The sequence below is a fragment of the Allomuricauda sp. TY007 genome (genome assembly GCF_010468565.1).
In the GTDB taxonomy this organism is placed as follows: domain Bacteria; phylum Bacteroidota; class Bacteroidia; order Flavobacteriales; family Flavobacteriaceae; genus Flagellimonas.
Map to the genome: position 1 here is coordinate 14,762 of NZ_WUEG01000015.1, position 19,380 is coordinate 34,141.

At 38.0% G+C, this 19,380-nt stretch carries 16 protein-coding genes; 13 read left to right on the forward strand and 3 right to left on the reverse strand.

Translation table 11 applies throughout. From position 1 onward, the window contains the following. Positions 1 to 19: 19 nt before the first annotated feature. From GO009_RS14880 to GO009_RS14940, 13 genes are all read left to right on the forward strand, one after another. Positions 20 to 1,132, forward strand: coding sequence for a glycosyltransferase family 4 protein (locus tag GO009_RS14880; RefSeq protein WP_163627283.1), 1,113 nt, complete (start codon positions 20 to 22; stop codon positions 1,130 to 1,132). Between the two features lie 33 nt (positions 1,133 to 1,165). Continuing rightward, on the forward strand, positions 1,166 to 2,191 hold the full coding sequence (locus GO009_RS14885; RefSeq protein WP_163627285.1) for an NAD-dependent epimerase: 1,026 nt from the start codon (positions 1,166 to 1,168) through the stop codon (positions 2,189 to 2,191). A 1,215-nt stretch (positions 2,192 to 3,406) separates the two neighbouring features. Continuing rightward, on the forward strand, positions 3,407 to 5,146 hold the full coding sequence (locus GO009_RS14890; RefSeq protein WP_163627287.1) for an Ig-like domain-containing protein: 1,740 nt from the start codon (positions 3,407 to 3,409) through the stop codon (positions 5,144 to 5,146). A 109-nt stretch (positions 5,147 to 5,255) separates the two neighbouring features. Next, positions 5,256 to 6,209 carry an ATP-grasp fold amidoligase family protein gene (locus GO009_RS14895; RefSeq protein WP_163627289.1) on the forward strand — a complete coding sequence of 318 codons (954 nt, stop codon included), beginning with the start codon at positions 5,256 to 5,258 and terminating at the stop codon, positions 6,207 to 6,209. Then, entirely contained in the window at positions 6,206 to 7,273 is a 1,068-nt protein-coding gene (locus GO009_RS14900) for a glycosyltransferase family 4 protein (protein ID WP_163627291.1), read from the forward strand. Before GO009_RS14895 ends, GO009_RS14900 begins: the two co-directional genes overlap by 4 nt. Next, positions 7,273 to 8,436 carry an O-antigen ligase gene (locus GO009_RS14905; RefSeq protein WP_163627293.1) on the forward strand — a complete coding sequence of 388 codons (1,164 nt, stop codon included), beginning with the start codon at positions 7,273 to 7,275 and terminating at the stop codon, positions 8,434 to 8,436. The genes GO009_RS14900 and GO009_RS14905 overlap by 1 nt, the downstream gene beginning before the upstream one ends. Positions 8,437 to 8,495: 59 nt before the next feature. Continuing rightward, positions 8,496 to 9,803, forward strand: a complete 1,308-nt coding sequence (gene murJ / locus GO009_RS14910) for a murein biosynthesis integral membrane protein MurJ (protein WP_163627294.1) — start codon at positions 8,496 to 8,498, stop codon at positions 9,801 to 9,803. 7 nt (positions 9,804 to 9,810) lie between these two features. Then, entirely contained in the window at positions 9,811 to 10,719 is a 909-nt protein-coding gene (locus GO009_RS14915) for a glycosyltransferase family 2 protein (RefSeq protein WP_163627296.1), read from the forward strand. Positions 10,720 to 10,807: 88 nt separating this feature from the next. After that, positions 10,808 to 11,899, forward strand: coding sequence for a glycosyltransferase (locus tag GO009_RS14920; RefSeq protein ID WP_163627298.1), 1,092 nt, complete (start codon positions 10,808 to 10,810; stop codon positions 11,897 to 11,899). 10 nt (positions 11,900 to 11,909) lie between these two features. After that, positions 11,910 to 12,794 (forward strand): ATP-grasp fold amidoligase family protein, encoded by an 885-nt coding sequence (locus GO009_RS14925; protein ID WP_163627300.1) that lies wholly within the window; start codon positions 11,910 to 11,912, stop codon positions 12,792 to 12,794. Between the two features lie 227 nt (positions 12,795 to 13,021). Then, positions 13,022 to 13,984: a sugar-transfer associated ATP-grasp domain-containing protein gene (locus tag GO009_RS14930; protein ID WP_163627302.1), complete on the forward strand. Its 963-nt coding sequence runs from the start codon at positions 13,022 to 13,024 to the stop codon at positions 13,982 to 13,984. A gap of 68 nt (positions 13,985 to 14,052) precedes the next feature. Beyond that, positions 14,053 to 15,069, forward strand: a complete 1,017-nt coding sequence (locus tag GO009_RS14935; protein WP_163627304.1) for a glycosyltransferase — start codon at positions 14,053 to 14,055, stop codon at positions 15,067 to 15,069. A gap of 105 nt (positions 15,070 to 15,174) precedes the next feature. Then, positions 15,175 to 16,323 (forward strand): glycosyltransferase, encoded by a 1,149-nt coding sequence (locus GO009_RS14940; RefSeq protein WP_239057484.1) that lies wholly within the window; start codon positions 15,175 to 15,177, stop codon positions 16,321 to 16,323. Between the two features lie 160 nt (positions 16,324 to 16,483). Here the strand turns inward: GO009_RS14940 and GO009_RS14945 are convergent, their stop codons facing one another. The 3 genes from GO009_RS14945 to bshA form a co-directional block, all read right to left on the reverse strand. Continuing rightward, positions 16,484 to 17,656, reverse strand: a complete 1,173-nt coding sequence (locus GO009_RS14945) for an OmpA family protein (RefSeq protein WP_163627308.1) — start codon at positions 17,654 to 17,656, stop codon at positions 16,484 to 16,486. A 116-nt stretch (positions 17,657 to 17,772) separates the two neighbouring features. Then, positions 17,773 to 18,201: a hypothetical protein gene (locus GO009_RS14950; RefSeq protein ID WP_163627309.1), complete on the reverse strand. Its 429-nt coding sequence runs from the start codon at positions 18,199 to 18,201 to the stop codon at positions 17,773 to 17,775. Positions 18,202 to 18,236: 35 nt separating this feature from the next. Continuing rightward, entirely contained in the window at positions 18,237 to 19,379 is a 1,143-nt protein-coding gene (gene bshA, locus GO009_RS14955; protein WP_163627311.1) for an N-acetyl-alpha-D-glucosaminyl L-malate synthase BshA, read from the reverse strand. Position 19,380 lies beyond the last annotated feature (1 nt).

Sequence of the window (19,380 nt, forward strand, 5' to 3'; positions counted from 1 at the left end):
AAACACACCTTTTGGGCAAATGAAGATAATTCAGGTTATAACACTTAGCGAACCTATTGGTGGAGCTCAAATGGTACTTTTCAATAATACGGAAGCCATGGTCAATAGCGGTCATGAGGTTCAGGTAATGGTCGGACAAGAGGGTACTTTGACCAAACGGCTTGAAGCACTTAACGTAAAGGTTACCTGCATACCAAGTCTTAAAAGGGAAATTTCACCCATAAACGACTTTAAATGCTACAAGACCATCTGCGAATTATTGAAACAGGAAGCACCGGATATTGTAATCTCACATTCATCCAAAGCGGGAATTTTATGCCGACTTGCTTGTCATAAAATAGGGATGCCCAACATTTTTACAGTCCATGGTTGGTCGTTTACGCCCGGGGTAAAGGGGCTTAAGCGATATATGTACATGGCCATTGAAAAAGTGATGGGCAGGTTTACCGACCATTTGATCACTGTTTCGGCATTTGATTTCAATTTGGCTTCAAAGCACGGCATAGTCCCCGAATCCAGAATGCGGGTGATTTATAACGGAAGTCCAGACTTTTTAAAAGAAGAACGGAAAGAAGCAAAGGAAGACCCGATTACCCTATTAATGACGGCCCGTTTTTCATATCAAAAAGATCACATGACCTTGTTTAAGGCGTTACAAAACCTGAAAGATGCACCTATCCAAGTGGATTTGGTGGGCCATGGGGATTTGCACCAAGAATTTGTGGACCTGTCCAAGAAAATGAAGATCGACCATTTGATCACCTTTCATGGTGAAAGCAATGATATCCCCTCATTTTTGAACAAGTCGGATATTTTTGTGCTTACCTCCAGGTTTGAGGGGCTCCCCCTTTCTATATGTGAGGCCATGTCCGTAGGAGTTCCCATAGTAGCTTCGGATGTGGGCGGGGTTCATGAAATGGTGAGGGACGGCTACAATGGATATTTAATTCCAAAGGAAAATCCCGACCATTTGGCAGAAAAGCTCTCTAATTTGATACGGGATAGAAAACTGATAGCGGAGTTGGGCAAGAATTCAAGAAAAACCTTTTTGGAAACCTTCTCAACACACCAAATGGCAGCCTCGACCGAAAAATATATCGAGGATATTTTAAAGAAAAACTCAGCGAAATAATATATAGCAATACGAATTTATAAAAAACAACCAATGAACATCTTAGTAACCGGGGCAGCAGGATTTATAGGATACCACCTTTGTGAGCTTCTGATCAAAAACGGTCATACCGTAATTGGCATGGACAATGTCAACGATTATTATGATGTTGGGTTAAAATATGCCCGTATACAGCAACTGGGCATTCCAAGGGCCAAAGCAGAAGTTGACGGACAAATATCCTCAAGCACATTGCATGGCGAGCAAATGATGTTCATAAAACTCGATCTAGCCGACCGCCAAGGTTTGGATCGGCTGTTTCAAGAAAACACCTTCGATGTAGTCTGTAATCTGGGAGCCCAGGCCGGTGTGCGCTATAGTTTGGAAAATCCGGATGCATACATCCAGAGCAATGTGGTGGGTTTTGCCAATGTATTGGAATGCTGCCGACATGGCAAGGTTAAGCATTTGGTATATGCCAGTAGCTCCAGCGTTTACGGATTGAACGAAAAAATCCCATTCTCCACGGAAGACACCGTGGATAGGCCCATTAGTGTTTATGCTGCCACCAAAAAGAGCAACGAGCTTATGGCACATACCTACAGCCACTTGTACCAACTGCCCACAACCGGGCTTCGGTTCTTTACCGTTTATGGTCCTTGGGGAAGACCGGACATGGCCCTGTTCCTCTTTGTGGATGCCATAAAAAAGGGCGAGCCCATCAATGTGTTCAACTATGGTAATATGGCCAGGGACTTTACCTATGTGGATGATATTGTCGGGGGAATGGGCAAAATTATAGAAACCCCTGTAGCGGAAAGCAAACGAAAGGACGAACTTTATAAGATTTATAATATAGGCAACAACAAACAGGTAAAGCTTACGGATTTTATTGATGCCATTGAGTCCTCCTTGGACACACCGGCCAAACGAAATTTAATGCCCATCCAACCCGGTGATGTGGAAAGTACTTGGGCAGATGTGAACGACTTGATAAGAGACTACGACTACAAACCCGATACACCCATTGAAAAGGGAGTAAAAGAATTTGTGGATTGGTATAATGGTTTTTATGAATAAACCACTATGGATTCTAAAATCCATGGTTTTAAAGAAAGAGTTAAATTCTTTGCCATCCAGGTATCAAGTCCTCCCTTAATCCCTCCAAAGGAGGAAAACTCCTCCCTTGGCGAAACTGGAGAGGGGACCATCTATAAAAATTTATAGAATACAAACCAAAGGCTTAAAAAGTGTCATACCGAATGACTTTTGGCTACAATTGACACAAATTCCACGAATCTGCAAGAACCATCTTTTTTGTGATACTGAGTGCAACAAAGAATCCATAATCTTGTACTTGAATTTGTCCTTGAACTTGTTCTTATATAAGAGGTTCTTCAGTCGCCATGCCCCTTCAGAATAACAGTAGGAGTTTATGTGTCATACTTCCTAATGAGCCACAAAAAGAAATCTCATAATTTTAAATTTCCAATAAGATTTCTCACTGCGTTCGAAATAACACAATACTCTTAAATACCCATTGTGTGTTTTGAACATAGAACTTAGTTCTAGGCGTCAGTTCGAGTAATCTTTATGAGTAAAATGAAGAAAGATTGTACCTGCCTGAACGGGGACTGATACAGGCAATAGGCCTCAAAGCCTTTGCGGCAGGAAAGTTCACCCCGTTCTTTTTTGTTTACCAATAAAATTATGAACATTTTGTCAAGTTATCAGTCTCCCCCGGACCCCCTCTTTCCAACATCACCATTATAAGTTTTATCTATAAAACAAATCTAAAGGCCGGCAGGTCGAGAACCTTTTTGTTACTTATCATTCCGAATGAAGCACGAAGAGGAATCTCGGAATCTCGTTGACTGAAAACTTCTCGTCACTCGACCCCCTGCGGTCAACTACCTCAATCCCTAGCTCTCTCAACTAAAGTATTTCGGAATCTTATTACGCTAGCAACAAGAATTTAACCAGCACCTAAAAGTTGATTGGATATCCGAATGTTAAAAAAAACGCCTCGATGTTAAAAAAGAGTGTATTTCATCGATAATCAATGCCTTGCACATCCAAAAAAGCATTGCCCACGTAACACAAACGTTTATAATGTATTTCACCTGATTAAAACCTATTTTCATCGAAAAAATAAATAAGTACAGAGAATCAATTGATTATAAAGTGCATTTCATCGAAAAAAAATAGTTTTACGTCGATAAAACATACAATTAAATTAGATTTGTTTCCCAAGTCGGAAATATAGTTTTTAACCACTTAACCTCTTTATTCTAAATGGCATCCCACAAAACCATTTCGTACGTGAGTCTTTTATTGCTTTTTATTTCCCTGACGCTTTCTTCATGTAGTAAGGATAATGATCTGTTCGATGAAACGATCCAAAACCAAATTGAAGAAGAAACAACTGAGGATGGCGAGCTCATAAACTCAGTATCTTTTAGTGTAAACAATGATGAATTCACAATTTCCGGAGCTGTGGAATCAGCTATCTTGGATGTGTTGAAAAATGACAGTATTCCTTCCCAAGATTTGGAAAGCTTTCAAATTGTGGCGGTTTCCGATGCTCTGGAAGGCGACATAAGCCTCAACGAGGATAATACCATAACCTATTCACCAAAACCGGAATCTGCCAACAAGGCCGGCAACAATGGTATGGTAAGCGACGAATTTACCTATACCGTCGAGGTACGAGGAAAAGGTAGTCAAAACAAATATGAAAAAAAGGCCACCGTGGTCGTCAATACTCAATATGGCGATGTGGATATGGGGGCGGTGAAAGCCTTTCCAGGAGCGGAAGGCTTTGGTAGAAATGCCACAGGTGGACGTGGTGGCAGGATTATCCATGTTACTAACCTAAATGACAGCGGACCAGGGAGTCTACGAGCAGCCATAGAAGCGCAAGGTCCAAGAATAGTAGTTTTTGATGTTGGAGGTGATATTTTTCTTGAAAATCCTTTGCAGATTAGGGAAGCGAATGGTAAGGGTTCCGGAGATTTATCGGTTCTGGGACAAACAGCACCCTATCCAGGCATTACCATTAGAAATTATGGCATAGAAATAAGTGAGTCAAATATTATCTTAAGATATTTGACCATTAGGTTAAAAGAGACTAGGGATACTGTAATTACTAGGGACTGCCTGAGGATAAAGAACTTTGACAAGCCTCTAATAGAAAACTTTATTCTTGATCATTTAACTTTTTCTCACGGCGACGATGAGGTTGTTAGCTTTAACGGAATTGACAATGAAATCAGAAATGTAACGTTGCAAAATTCTATGGTAGGAGAGTCAAATACCTCTTACAATATTTTAGTAGGCACAAATGTATTCAACCTCACAGTGTTTGGGAATTATCTCCATAATACCAGCGACAGAAACGTGCTTTATGGCTATGGTTTGAACAAGGAAAATGCGGAGCAAATCAACAATGTGATTTATGGTTATGATTGGGGTACGACTGTGGCTTGGGGTAGCATAGTTGATATAATTTCCAATGTTTACAAAAAAGGATATCCTAATGGTAATGGATATGCCATAGGATATGGAGTTAACACCTATAATAATCCTAATGCCTTAGAAACAGATGGTGATCTTCATGTGAACGGTAATTTTCAAATCGACGGGCATATTTTAAAAAGTAGCGGAGCACAAACATACAGTGAACCGAATAGGGTGATAACAAATAGTTTAATTGAATCATGGGAACATGATTCAGAGAATATTATAACTAATGTTTTGGGTAATTGTGGCAATTCTATCCATAGAGATGAAATGGATTTACAGGACATTACAGATTTTTATAATGGTACTGGGAATTGGGAAACTGAAACTATTCCCAACAAGACTGCTGGATATTGGTCTGAAAGCTATGATACGGACCAAGATGGTATGGCTGATACATGGGAAATAAGGACTTTTGGAGATTTACTCGCAGCACCTTCGGACGATTATAACGGAAATGGTTACACTAATATTGAAGAATTCGTGTTCTCATTAATTCCAAATCAAGAATGAGAAAAGTATTTTAGTTTAAAAACTTGTCCATTATCGATTAAGCTGTTCCTTTGAACAGCTTTTTTTTTTAGGTTATTTCTTCATTTATATTTTTCATTAAAATTCCAAGATGAAAGCTCTATTTAATGATTTTTATACCAAAAACCTATTTGGCTTTACTATTCTTAAACCATTGGTATTGGCATATCAGTTTTTTTCGCAGAAAAAGTATTTGTCGCGTAAAAAATTCATTCTCCTGCAGTTTAAAAAAAACTTTGGTTATGAATTGAATCTTAAAAACCCTAAAACTCTTAATGAAAAAATAAACTGGTTGAAATTACACTACGAAAATCCAATCGGTAACAAGCTTGCCGATAAATATAGGGTAAGGGAAGTTATTAAAAGTGAGATTGGTGAAAACTATTTAATACCACTGGCCTATATGACCAAAAACCCTAAAGATATCATTCCTGAAAATTTACCCAATTATCCAGTAATCATAAAAACAAATCATAACAGCTCAGGTGGTATAGTTATTAAAGATAAAAATATCAAGAATAATTGGAGAAGATTACAAAATCAGTTAAGAGCCAATCTGGCTGAAAACTTTTATTGGGTTGGACGTGAGCTAGTTTATAAGGATATTGAACCATTAATTATAGTCGAGAAATTACTAGGTGATCATAATGGAAACGTCCCTAACGATTATAAAGTACATTGTTTTGACGGAGAAGTTCAAATGATCAATGTAGATATTGGGAGAGGAGGTGATAACCAATATTGCAATTGGTACAATAAACAATGGAATAGAGAACCCTATGAATGGGGTGGGCGAATTCGAAATGGCACCTATGCAAAACCAAGCGAAGAAGATGTTGAAAAACCTGAGTGTTTACAAGAGATGATTCAATTGTCACAAAAGTTGGCAAAAGATTTTAAATATTTAAGGGTGGATTGGTACATTATTAATAATAAGCTTTATTTTGGGGAGTTAACATTATATCATCATGCGGGAAGTAAACCCATATATCCTTTTGAATGGGATTTAACATTAGGAGACAAACTAATTCTAAAGCAAAAATGAAGATTGACTTTGTTATTGATAGTCTTGATGGAGGCGGAGCTGAGAGAGTAATGGCAACATTGGCCAATGGATTCGCTAAAACTAATAATGTTACCTTGATTACCTTCAACGAGGGTGAAATTTTTTTTATTGATTCACTGGTAAAAAGAGAAAAGTTGTACCATGGAAAGTTTAAAAACCATACCTTAAGATCTTTATTAAACCTGTTTCAGTATTACAAAGGACGGGATTCAAGGCCGGATGTAGTTATATCATTTATGCCAATGAATGCCTTTGTAGCTGTGCCAATTGCAAAACTTTTTGGATTTAAGATAATAGTTAGCGAGCATACCAATCATTTGGCCAATCTTACGAGCAAAAAAAAATATATAAGGAAATTTATTTACCCCTTAGCTTCTGCAGTGACCGTGCTAACGCACTACGATTTTGACTTCTTCAGAAAACTGAATCCAAGAGTCGTAATTATGCCCAATCCTATCATTCTGCCAACCTACATAACTCTTCTTCATAAAAGAAAGAAAAATATTTTAGCAGCTGGTGCATTAAACAGGTATGAGGATAAAGGATTTGACAGCTTACTAAAAATAGCTGCTCCTTTACTACACAAACATAAAGAATGGACATTGACCATTGCCGGCAACGGTGATGAAGGAATGTATGCTTTGACCAATTTAAGCAAAGAACTTAATATTGAAAATCAAGTAATCCTGCCTGGCTTTTGTGAAGATATACAAGACCTGATGCAAGGTTCACAAATTTTTATTTTGCCATCCAAGTTCGAGGGGCTACCTATGGTATTGATGGAAGCTTTAAGCAATGGGATGGCCTGTGTTGCTTACGATTGTATATCAGGGCCTCGTGAATTAATTGAACATAAAATCAATGGACTACTCGTGGAAAACCAAAATACAAAATCTATGCAGCAAAATCTAAGACTTTTACTGGAAGATGAAGGTCTAAGGTTGCAACTAGCTAAAAATGCTCCCAAAAGCATGAGAAAGTTTGAGTTATCAGAAATTATAAATAAATGGAATGGTTTGTTTAAAGAACTAACTGCAAAATAATGGAATCAAAGCAAGAGGTATTGCCCATACTGCGATACGTTATTTTAGGCCTTATTATATGGAATTTCCCTGCATTTGCTCTAGTGTATATAAATTCTTCTATATCTTCCCTACTAAGTTATGCATCTTATGGATTGATATTAGCTTATGTTATCCTCAACAAAAAAACCGGGAACTCTTATGAAATGCTCATCTTTGGGGGAGTATATTTTTTGATTGGTATTTTAGTGAGTCAAGAATATATTGAAGGGATTTATTCTTTTTATGTAACCGTAATTAAGTATTTCATCATTATCTGGGGCGGATATGAGGTAGTAAAGAATACCTCTCAAAAAGAACTTTGGTTTTTCCTATTGATTGGTGCATTATCTATCTTGGGTAATATTTTTCTTTTTCAAAGTCCTTTGGCCGATTACGGACGCTATAGCGGTTTTTATTTGGACGCCAACAATGGTGGTTTGGTCTGTTTAATGGGCTTAGCCCTGAGCTTCACTACTCTCAAATCATTACAGCTGTTTGGCAAGCTATCTTTTACTGGTTTGGGACTAATTACCCTATCCCGGACCTTCATGGTAACCTGGATTTTAATTAACCTCATTTCTATCCGGTTGAGTTTGAAAAATGTCAAGATGTTAGTAATTGGATTTGGGGTATTGGTTTTATTGGTCACTTACAACGAATTCCTTCCGGTTAAAAACCCTCGATTGGAACAGCTAGCCGTTTTGGTAAAAGGAGGGCAGCAAAGAAGCACTGGCGCATTAAATGAAGACTCTCGAACAGAAACTTGGGCCCGATATTACGATGCTATTCTTTCCAGACCCATTTTCGGGAATGGTTACCGATCATTTTATGGAAATGGTGTAGCTGCAACAAATTTTGGGGTACATAATACCTACTTGCTTATATGGGGAGAAGGCGGTATACTTCCTATCTTTGTTTTTTTGGCTTTCTTAGGCAAACTGTTTGTTAGAGGTATTAACCAGTTCAAACAAAAACCTTATGGTCTTATGATGTTGGTTGCATTATCATTGTTTTTAATGACCAACCATAATTTTATGACCAACGACTACTCCATCTTTTTACTGATGTGGATTGCCATCCAACTAAAGCCTACATCTACAACAGTTAGGGAGAATAATATGTTTTCCATAGAAAAAAGGTGATGAGCGAAACCAATCAACCCTAAGGTATGCGAAATGATAAAAAATACTGGTTCCTCCAATTGAAAAAACTTTGGAAAAAATATCAAAGTCAACTGTTGTCAGACATGTTGACGGTTGCCATAGTTTCATTGCTTGTAAAAGGAGTTGGTTTTTTTAAGGAAATATTGATTGCTGATGCATATGGTGTATCCGAGCTTTTGGATACTTTTCTCATCGCTTTTCTGGTTCCAAAATTTATCCAAAGTGTATTCCTTAATGCCTATGGCAGCGTCTTTATCCCCAATTACGTACAAGAAAAGCAAGTTGAGAAAAATACAGGAACCTTTCAAGGTTCCAGTTTTATAATTACGGTGTTGATAGCACTGTTTATGATAGGTGTCACCTATATAGGTATTGACACCTATTTGGAACTTCTTTTTCCAGGTCATAAAGCTCAATACTACGAACTTATCAAAACACAATTATGGATTATCCTCCCTTGTATCCTGTTTTGGGGAATCTCCTCTTTGATATCAGGGCTCTTAATGGTTGAAAATGAATTCCTATATTCATCCTTGAATGTCATATTTGTCCCAATTATTACAATTGTTTTACTACTTTTTTTTCAATCCGAATTACAGGAAAAAACACTGGCATTGGGCTTGCTATTGGGCAGTATAGTCAGTTTTCTCTATTTAATCGTATTAGGGCTTAAAAAGAAAGTGCTCGCTTTCAACAAACCTGATTTTAAAAATAAAAACATACGAATTTTACTTACTCAGGTTCCGGCAAAAATGTCATCTGGCTTAATCAATGGGGTCAACCCTATGGTGGACCAATATTTTTCGGCCCAAATTGCTATTGGTGCTATTGCAGCCCTTAATTATGGTCATAAAATACCGATGGTAGTCATTGGATTGGCAGGTGCCCCTATTGGAAACACCTTGTTGCCTTATTTCTCCAAAAAAGCGATGGAAGGCCATCATAAATTGTATGAGTATTTAAAACGTGTATTAAGAACAGCTCTTGGATTAATGGGCATTATCACGGTGGTTTTAATTTTTCTCTCCAAGCTTATTGTCCAAATACTTTTTGAACGTGGGGCTTTTACCTCTGAGGACACCACACAGGTTTATGTGATTCAGCAGATGTATCTAATTCAACTACCCTTTTATATCGTTGGTATCATAATGAACAAATACCTGACGGCCATTAATAAAAATAATTTTCTAGTATTATCCTCGTTGATAAGTTTAGCTCTTAATATTTCTCTAAATTATATATTCATGGAATTAATGGGCACCAAAGGGCTTGCTTTGGCAACCTCATTAGTTTCTCTAGGAAATTCAATTGCTATATACTTGTATATAAAAAAACTACATAAATAACAATGCTATGTTTAGTATTATTACTCCTACCTACAATAGATCCCATACACTAGAGAGAGTTTATTGTTCTTTGCGTAATCAGACAGATCAGGATTTTGATTGGATTATAATGGATGATGCCAGTACTGATGATACGGATGCTCTAGTACATTCTTGGATAGCCGAATCCAATAAATTTTCTATACAATACCATAAATTATCAGAAAATAAGGGAAAGCCCTACGCTTTAAATCAAGGGTTTAAATATTGCCATCGCCCTATTACAATTATTGCGGATAGTGATGATACATTTGTATCCCGGACAATAGCTGAATTGAAAGTGTTATGGAAAAGTGTTGAATTGAGTAAAGATGCGAAAAAAATCGCAACAATATGGACATTAACCGATGATGAGCAAGGGCGATTGGTTGGTGAACCTTTCCCGCATAACTTTTGGCAAGTAAATTACAAAGAACGGGTTTTGGAAAGAAAACAACAGATTGCTGGCGAAAAATGGCATAGCTGGAGAACCGAAATACTCAAGAAATATAAAATGAGTTACAGCAAGCACTCTTTTATCCCAGAAGGTGCTACATGGAAAAGAATTAACCAAGACCATGATTTTTTATGCATAAACATTGTTCATAGAAAATATTTCTCAAGTCCAGATGGGTTAATTAAAAAGAAAAAATCAAGATTAGAGCTTGAAAAAATTAAATATTATAATGCTTATTATCAACTTTATGACGTTCCGTTTTTTTCACATTTAACGCAGCCATTCTATAGAAGATATTCATTTGAGTATTTGAAGGCAAGTTTTTATCATAAAGATAAAGAGGTTAGGTTAGGAATTAGAAAAAAGCTCTGTTGTTTAATTCCCGCCATCTTGAACCTACCAAAGGGTATAATGGGTTATCTAAAAACCGATTCCAAATAAAATATAGGCTATCAAATGATTAAAAAAATAATATGAAAAGCTTTTAAACGTTTTCCTTTCGAAATATAAACAGACTAATTTGAATAGCGTGGCTCAAAAAAAAGTTAAAATTTTCTTCTGTATTCCCAACTTATCAGCAGGCGGAGCAGAACGGGTTATGGTTTTTTTGGCAAAAAATCTTTCTTCAAAACTGTTTACGGTTAAACTTATAGTTGTTGGTTTTGAAAAAGACTCTGTTTATTCCACTGCTGGAATAGATGTTTGTTATTTAAACGAAACAAAAGTTCGAAAAGCATTCTTCAAAATTTTCCGCATTTTGAAGGAATATGAGCCTGATATTCTTTTTGGAACCTTGGCTCACATTAATCAACTAGTTGGCCTACTTTCTTATTTATTTCCAAGACTTGTATGTGTCACAAGGGAAACCTACGTTCTAAGTGAGGACAGAAAAACTGAGTTGAAAAAACCTTATTTTAAAAGAGTAAAGAATAGATTCATTACAAAGCTCGCGAATAACAGAATTAATTATATAATCTGCCAGTCCAATGATATGCAAAACGACATATTACAAACTGGAATTTCTGATTCTAAGAAACTGAAGGTACTTAACAATCCCGTTTCTAACGAAATACAGGTTAAAAAAGTACAGCTTCTCGAAAGCCCAATCAAGTTCATTACCGTAGGTCGCTTAACAAAACAAAAAGGCCATGATCGAATTTTAAGGTGTTTATCAAAAATAACTTTCGATTTTACATACACCATCATAGGAGATGGACCTAAAAAGAAAAACTTGTTAGATCTAGCAAAAAATCTTGGGATTTCGGACAAAATAATCCATATACCATTTACCGACAAAGTATACGAACAGTTATACAAACACCATATATACTTACAAGGATCTTATTATGAAGGGTTTCCAAATGCATTATTAGAAAGTCTTGGTTCAGGAACTCCCGCCATTGTATTTGAGGCACCTGGTGGAATAAATGAAATTATGTCGAACGATTCAAACGGATTTATTGTCGAAAATGAACATGAATTCATAAAAAAAATCAACTATGTGAAAGACAACCTAAGTGAATTTTCTCCTAGCAAGGTTTCTAAAATAGTTAGAGAAAAATTTGGTTCAGATATTGTTATTCGGCAGTACGAAGACTTTTTCAATCAAATTGTAACATAAAAACGAATAAATGGCTTTACCTAGCTTTATACACCCCATCATCTCAATCCTTCCGGATAGAATTTACATTGCTATGAAGTTTTGGTTTTATCAGGGATATTTACCTGACCTTAATGCACCCAAAACCTTAAACGAAAAAATTACTTGGCTAAAACTTAATGACCGGACTAATCTTCATACAGAATGTACCGACAAATATGCTGTTAGAAAATATATCTCAAACACCATAGGTGATGAATATTTGGTCCCATTGTACTTTCACACAGTCAATGTAAAAGATGTTAGACCAGAAAACATCAACAAACTTCCCTGCATTATTAAAACCAATAACGATAGTGGAGGTGGGTATTTTGTTAGAGATATTCGTTCAGTGAACTGGGAAGTAATCCGTAAAGCACTGAAGTATAGGTTATCCAGCAATTATTATGGCAAATCGAAAGAATGGCAATACAAACATATTAAACCCAGGATTATAGTTGAAAAATTATTAGAAGACAAGAATGGGCAAATTCCTTTTGATTATAAAGTACACTGTTTTAATGGAAAACCAAGAATGATCAGTGTGGACATGGGACGTAATACAAATACACATTATAGGAACTGGTATTCCCCGCAATGGCAAAGAGAACCATATAGCTGGTCATCCCCCAAAGGCAGGGGAAAATCAACCAAACCAAGTGAACAAGATGTTCCAAAGCCAAAAACACTAAAAGAAATGCTACAATTATCCAAGAAACTGGCCGAGCCTTTTACCTATGTTCGAGTGGATTGGTACGATGTGAACGATAAATTATTTTTTGGGGAACTGACGTTTTGCCACGATAGTGGGCTTATGCCCATTGTTCCCAAAATTTGGGATGAAAGACTGGGAAGTGAACTAAACCTATCGTCTTGAGAACTTTAGTAACTCCTGTTTTGTTTGTATCCGTAAACCATACCTTTCCAAATTTTATAGCCAACTAAACTAATCGCTCCATTATGTCGACTTCAAAAAGATTATTTTTCCAAGTCAATTCCCTCATCCGTCTCAAACGGATGGAACAAGTTTACAATAACAAAATAAATAAATTAATACGTAGAACTAAGGTTCACAGTTTAAACTCTGGAACCAAAAAACAAATTGTGGAGCGGTTTGCGAAGTATGGATTTAACAACATTTCATTAAAGTGGCATAGGTACTATAATGGTGCAGCTAGTTATCCACATATCGATTTTATTCCGGAACACCTTTTCTATGGATACATTGAGCCCGCTTTGAATAGGGTTCCTCTTCATCCTGCATGGGAAGACAAAGCTTCCATGGAAAAATTTGTAGATCCCAATTTAACACCAAACACCATGCTAAAAAACTGCAATGGGTTTTATTACATCAATGATGAGATGGTTTCCCTTGATGAGGCTTTAGAGTATTGCTCAGAGTTGAGTCAATTTGTTATCAAGCATTCCATGGGCACTTGGGGAGGCAATGGGGTGAGAAAAATAGTTTTGGATAACTCAAACGATAAAAAGAAGTTTTTGAAAGCACTGTTCGACGAATATAAAAAAGACTTTGTGGTACAGGAAATTTTAAAGCAATCTGCCGAGTTATCTAAATTTAACCCAACCTCCATCAATACCATCAGGGTCATGTCCTATTTAAGGCCATCGGGTGTTGTTATTTTGTCCAAATTACTGAGGACAGGAAAAGAAGGTTCATTTACCGATAACACTTCTTCTGGAGGTGTTGCCTTTGGTGTGGATTTAGAGGGAAAACTTACTGATTTTGGAATCGATCAGTTTGGAGTCAAAACAAAAAGTTTAGGTGATGACGATAGATTTAATGGTTTTGTTTTTCCAGAGAATGAAAAAATTGTTGCAACCATTGAAAAAGTGCATAAACAAATGCCTTATTTTAGACTTGTATCCTGGGATGTTATGGTAAATGATAAGTCTGAAATCAAAATAATCGAGTTCAATACCTTTGGTCAGGGCATCAATTTGCACCAAATCACCAATGGCCCCTTATTTGGGGAATATTTTGATGAAATCATGGAAATTGCCAAAAATTACGATAAGTTGAGCGATATTATGAATAATCTTGGATAGTACTTTAACAATAAGCCATATACTCAACTCCTAGGAATAATCTAATTTAATTTACTTAAAAAACCATTATGTTATTAAGCATTATATTACCCATTTACAATGTAGCCAAATACTTGCCCTATTGTTTGGATAGCATATTACGGCAAAACCTTAGTCCAGATGCCTACGAGGTAATCATGGTTAATGACGGTTCTACCGATTCAAGTCATGACGTTGCCAGCACTTACGCAAAAAAGCATGCCAATTTTAAGGTAATCGATCAAGAAAATAAAGGTGTGGGAGCGGCAAGAAATGTAGGATTGGACGCCGCTGTGGGAGAATATATCCACTTTCTTGACCCTGACGATTATTTGACAATGGATGTACTGAATAACATTTTAGGAACCGCAAAGAAGTTCAATACCGACATTTTGGCCTTTAAAACCAAAGATACCGACACGTATTCCTTGGCCGATTACCAAGATATCAGCAAAGAAAATGAAGAACCTCGAATTTATTCGGGGATAGAGTATATAAGCGAAAAAAAATACGGTAATGAAGCTTGGTGGTATATCATAAAAAAGGATTTTTTACAAGAGTCCGGCATACGTTTTATGGAAGGAAGATGGATGGAAGATGCCATATTTACAATCTCTGTTTTGCTAAAGGCCAAACGTATTGTGCACCTTGACCATACTGTACTCATGCACGTTAAATTGCCAAGTTCAGCAATGAACAGTAGAGAAGAGTCTCACTACAAAAAACTTGTTTATGATTATTTGAATGCTGCAGTAGTTTACAATGATATAATTAATTCGATGAAACCGAGTGATAGTACCGATGATGGTGCTATTAAAAGAATGAGGGTAAGACAGGATTCTTTCATTTTTTTCGGCATTGCAAGAGCAATGCAATCGACTTTAAAATTTGAACACTTATGGGAACAATTGAAAGAAATGAAATCGATTGGAATCTATCCTCTCAAGAATTTTACCAAGCTTAATTACACAAGTCTGAAATACAAAGTGTTAGTGACTATTTTTAATAATAAAACGCTTCTTTCCACATCATTTATTGTTTTTAAAAAATTAAACCTCTCCATATAGAAATTACAAAAGATTAAAATTTACCAGACCATCTTAACAAATTGGTTTGCCAAAGAATTAATTTATAAGATGAGTCAAAACGGAAAACAACATAATCAGTCTATTTTGAACGAAGACATTAAAATCTCAATCTTCATCAACTCCTTGGCCGGGGGCGGTGCCGAAAGGGTCACCTCCTACCTGCTCCCTTATTTGATAAAAAAAGGGCAGTCCGTGGTTTTGGTACTGACCGAGGAGGAACTGGCTTACCCTGTTCCCGAAGAGGTTCCCATTTATTATTTGGCCAAATCAAAAAAAAACGAATCCGGTATTCTAAAATTGGCAAAGCTCCCATGGCTGGCATATAAATATGCACGTTTTTTAAAAAGGGAAAACATTACCCATTCCTTCAGCCTTTTAACGCGCCCCTGCTACGTGAATATTATGGCGCGCTGGTTTACCAATCATCCCTACAAACTCATGATCAGCGAACGCAACTTTCCGAGCATGCAATACGGTGGGAACGACCTTCAATCCCGGATCAATAATTTTTTGGTGAAACGCCTATACCCAAAAGCGGATTTGGTGGTAAGCAATGCCAAGGCCAGCGCCCAGGATTTGGTCGATAATTTTGGCGTTCCCAAAGAACGGACCCAAACCATATACAACCCCATCGATATTGACAAAATCGACAAAATTGAAAAACTGGAAGGCTTTTTTGATGCCGATTATGTGAACGCCGTCAGTATTGGCAGATTGGTTCCGGAAAAAAACCACCTTTTTTTGTTGGAGGCCGTAGTCCCTTTCAAAAACCTACGCCTCTACATTTTTGGGGAAGGTGAACTTAGGTCGCAACTGGAAGCCAAGATCAAACATCTTGGATTGGAAGAACAAGTGTTTTTGATGGGTTTTGAAAGCAATCCGTTCCAATATTTAAAAGCTGCCGATTTCTTTTTGTTCGGTTCTTTAAACGAAGGATTCCCCAACGTGCTCATGGAGGCCATGTGTTGTGGCCTGCCCATTGTAAGCACCAATTGCAAATCGGGCCCCGACGAAATGATGGAGCTGAAAGAGGCCAAAACCGATGATATCATGTTTACCGACTACGGCATTCTAACTCCGGTAAACAATGTGGCCTGCATGCAAAAGGCCTTGGATTATGTGTTGCAACATCCCGAATTTTTGAAGGCATGCAAGCCCAAACTTTTACAACGAATCCAAGATTTTAGGCGCGAACCTATATTGGAAGCTTATAGAAGTCTTTTTATTGCATAAGATTAAGCGGTATGAGGTCACCTAAAAAGCAACAAAATTGTGAATTTGTCAGGTTGAGCGCAGTCGAAACCCATTGATTATCAACATACTTTAGATTCTCGACGGCGCTCGAACTGACAGATAACGAGCTTTGTAGAAAGCTTCATCAGATTTTACGCGCTCAGAATTCTATTATTATGAATTCCGACCTCCTGTTCTTAGCATGTTTATCCTCAGTACAATAAACCCCATCGGCACATTCATTTACCAATTGAGTTTCCCCAAAGGCCTCATGACTGATTCTATCCGCAGAGATTCCTTTTGAAATCACATAATCTACAGTTCGTTCAGCCCTTCGTTCGGAAAGCCATTGATTGTATTTTTCCGTTCCCCTGGAATCGGTATGGGCAGTAACCCTGATTTTCAATCCAGGTTCGTCGTTCATGATGACGACCAACTGATCCAACAATTCTTTATCTTTTGAAGTCAAGTAAGAGGAATTGAGCTTAAAGTACACATTCCCCAAATCGTTTATCTTGGTCTGCAATGCATCTCTTCTAGCTTCTTCTGCTTCCCTTTTTGCCTTCTCCGCTGCAGCTAGTTCAGCGGCCTCTTTTTCTTTTTGAAGTCGTTCGGCCAGCAATCTTGCTTCTTCTTCGGCTTTGGCAATGGAATCCTGAACCCTTTGTTGCTCTTTTTCCATTTCCTGCAATAAGGCCAATTTCTCCTCCCCTTTTCTGGAAAGTCCTTTTTCTACATCAAACCTATAAGCTACACCTATTGCATGCTGAATGTGATTGGTTGCATTTTCCGTGTCCATGGCCCATTTACCTGTGGAGTTGAAATCCAAGCCCCAATGGTCGGAGAGCCACGTCCTAAAACCCAATACGGCATTATAGGTTCCCCTACCCTGATTGTTGGCATCGGTATACCCGGCACCAATTCCTACGTACGGATCAAAAAAGCCCATGTGTCCCAAAATCATGTTCAAATCATAGCTTACCCTAAAATCAAGCCCCCAATAATCCACATCTTCTGGATTCACATTGTTGTCCACAATTTTTCCTTCCTTGTATTTGTTGTAAGAGCCTATGGCCTCCAAGCCAAGACCGTTTTTAAAATAACGGCCAAAACTAAGCCTGGACGGATAGGGCACTGCGTTCCATGCATCGCCTATGTCAAAAAGCCTTCCAAATTCATCTCCGGAGTCATCTACCACATTGGTTCCCAACGATACAAGCCAGTAGCTTTGTACAATACTATCCTTCTTGGTCAGTTCTACGTCTTGGGCATAGGCCATGGCAAAAGAAAAAAAAGCCACGACCAATAGGGTCAAAGGTTTTGAAATATTCATTTTTACTCGATTTGAGGTTTATCGCTTTCAAAGCTATGGCAAGCCCTTAAAAAAAGAAACTTTGCACTTCAAAGTGCGCTTATTTTCGATGAGAGGCAAAATATATTTTAAAAGTCCTAATGGTCAATCCTTTGGAAAGTGATGGTTTTATCGACCAATGGCATTTTGTAGAGGTAAAAGGGAAAATTAGTGGTCTGAACCGTGGTTGCTTCCTCCTTTTTCTGCTCAACAAGCTCCAAGGCCATCGAAATTTCCGCGTCGGTCTCCTTCAATTTGGACAATACGGGCGTTTTATCTCCTTTCTGCTCGCCCAAACAGACCAAAATTACCAGCTCTTGGGAAAAATCCACAACAGGAACGGGTAGGCCAGGTTTACGGGTTTTGTTTATTTCAGCATAAAATTTTCGCAACGATTTTGCATCCCGGATCACCCGTGCCCCGAATACATCTATGTTGATAAAACTATGATGGTCTATCAATACCATGCCTTCCATTGCTTCGCCCGCAGGGGAATGCCCCTCTTTTTGGGCCCTACAGGAGAGCAAACAGACCAATGCTATGAAGACTATATATCTAATGGCTAAAAAGTGTTTTTAAAGCGTGATTTAAAGGCTTTTTCATAAAGGTCTTCGTACAAGGGCAGCACATGTACTATATCAAATTTTGATGCCACATTGAATGCATTTTCCTTGAACTTTTCCAAAGTTTCGTCATCCTTTAAGATTTCTATGGCCCGTGCTGCCATGGTCTCCACATCGCCTACATTGGCCAAATAACCGGATACCCCGTCGATGTTTACTTCGGGAATCCCTCCTGTGTTGCTGGAAATTACGGCCACCTTATTGATCATCGCCTCCAAGGCCGCCAAACCAAAGCTTTCCGTTTCCGAAGGCAAGAGGAACAGATCGGAAAAACAAAGGATCCGATCAATTTCATTGCTATTGCCCAAGAACAACACTTTGTCCTTCAGGCCCAAAGAATCGCAAAGATCTTCCGCCTTTTCCTTTTCGGGCCCTTCGCCTACCATAATGAGTTTTGCAGGCATTGTTTTTTGGATCTGATGGAATATTTTAATGACGTCGGGGATGCGCTTAACCTTTCTAAAATTACTGATATGGGTAATGATCCGTTCATCTTCCCTTGCCATCATGGTGCGTTGGCAATCCGTATAATTGTTCTTGTACTTGGTGGTCTCGATAAAGTTGGGAATCACCTCAATATCCTTTTCAATATCAAAAAGTTTTAAGGTCTCCATTTTCAAGGCCTCGGAAACCGAAGTCACCACATCCGATTTATTGATGCTGAAGGTAACCGCCGGTTTATAAAAGGGGTGTTTGCCCACCAAGGTTATATCGGTTCCGTGCAAGGTGGTGATCATTGGAATAAAGATTCCGTATTCCTGGAGCATCTTTTTGGCCATATAACCTGCATAGGCATGTGGTATGGCATAATGCACGTGCAACAGTTCAATACCGTACAGTTTGATGGTATCCACCAACTTACTGGAAAGCGCCAGCTCGTAAGGTTGGTAGTGGAACAAAGGATATTCCGGTACGTGTACCTCATGAAAATGAATGTTGTTACCCAAAAGTTCCAAACGCACAGGTTGACGGTAGGTGATAAAGTGTACTTCATGGCCCCGCTCTGCAAGGGCAATACCCAATTCCGTGGCAACAACACCACTACCGCCAAAGGTTGGGTAACACACAATCGCTATTTTCATA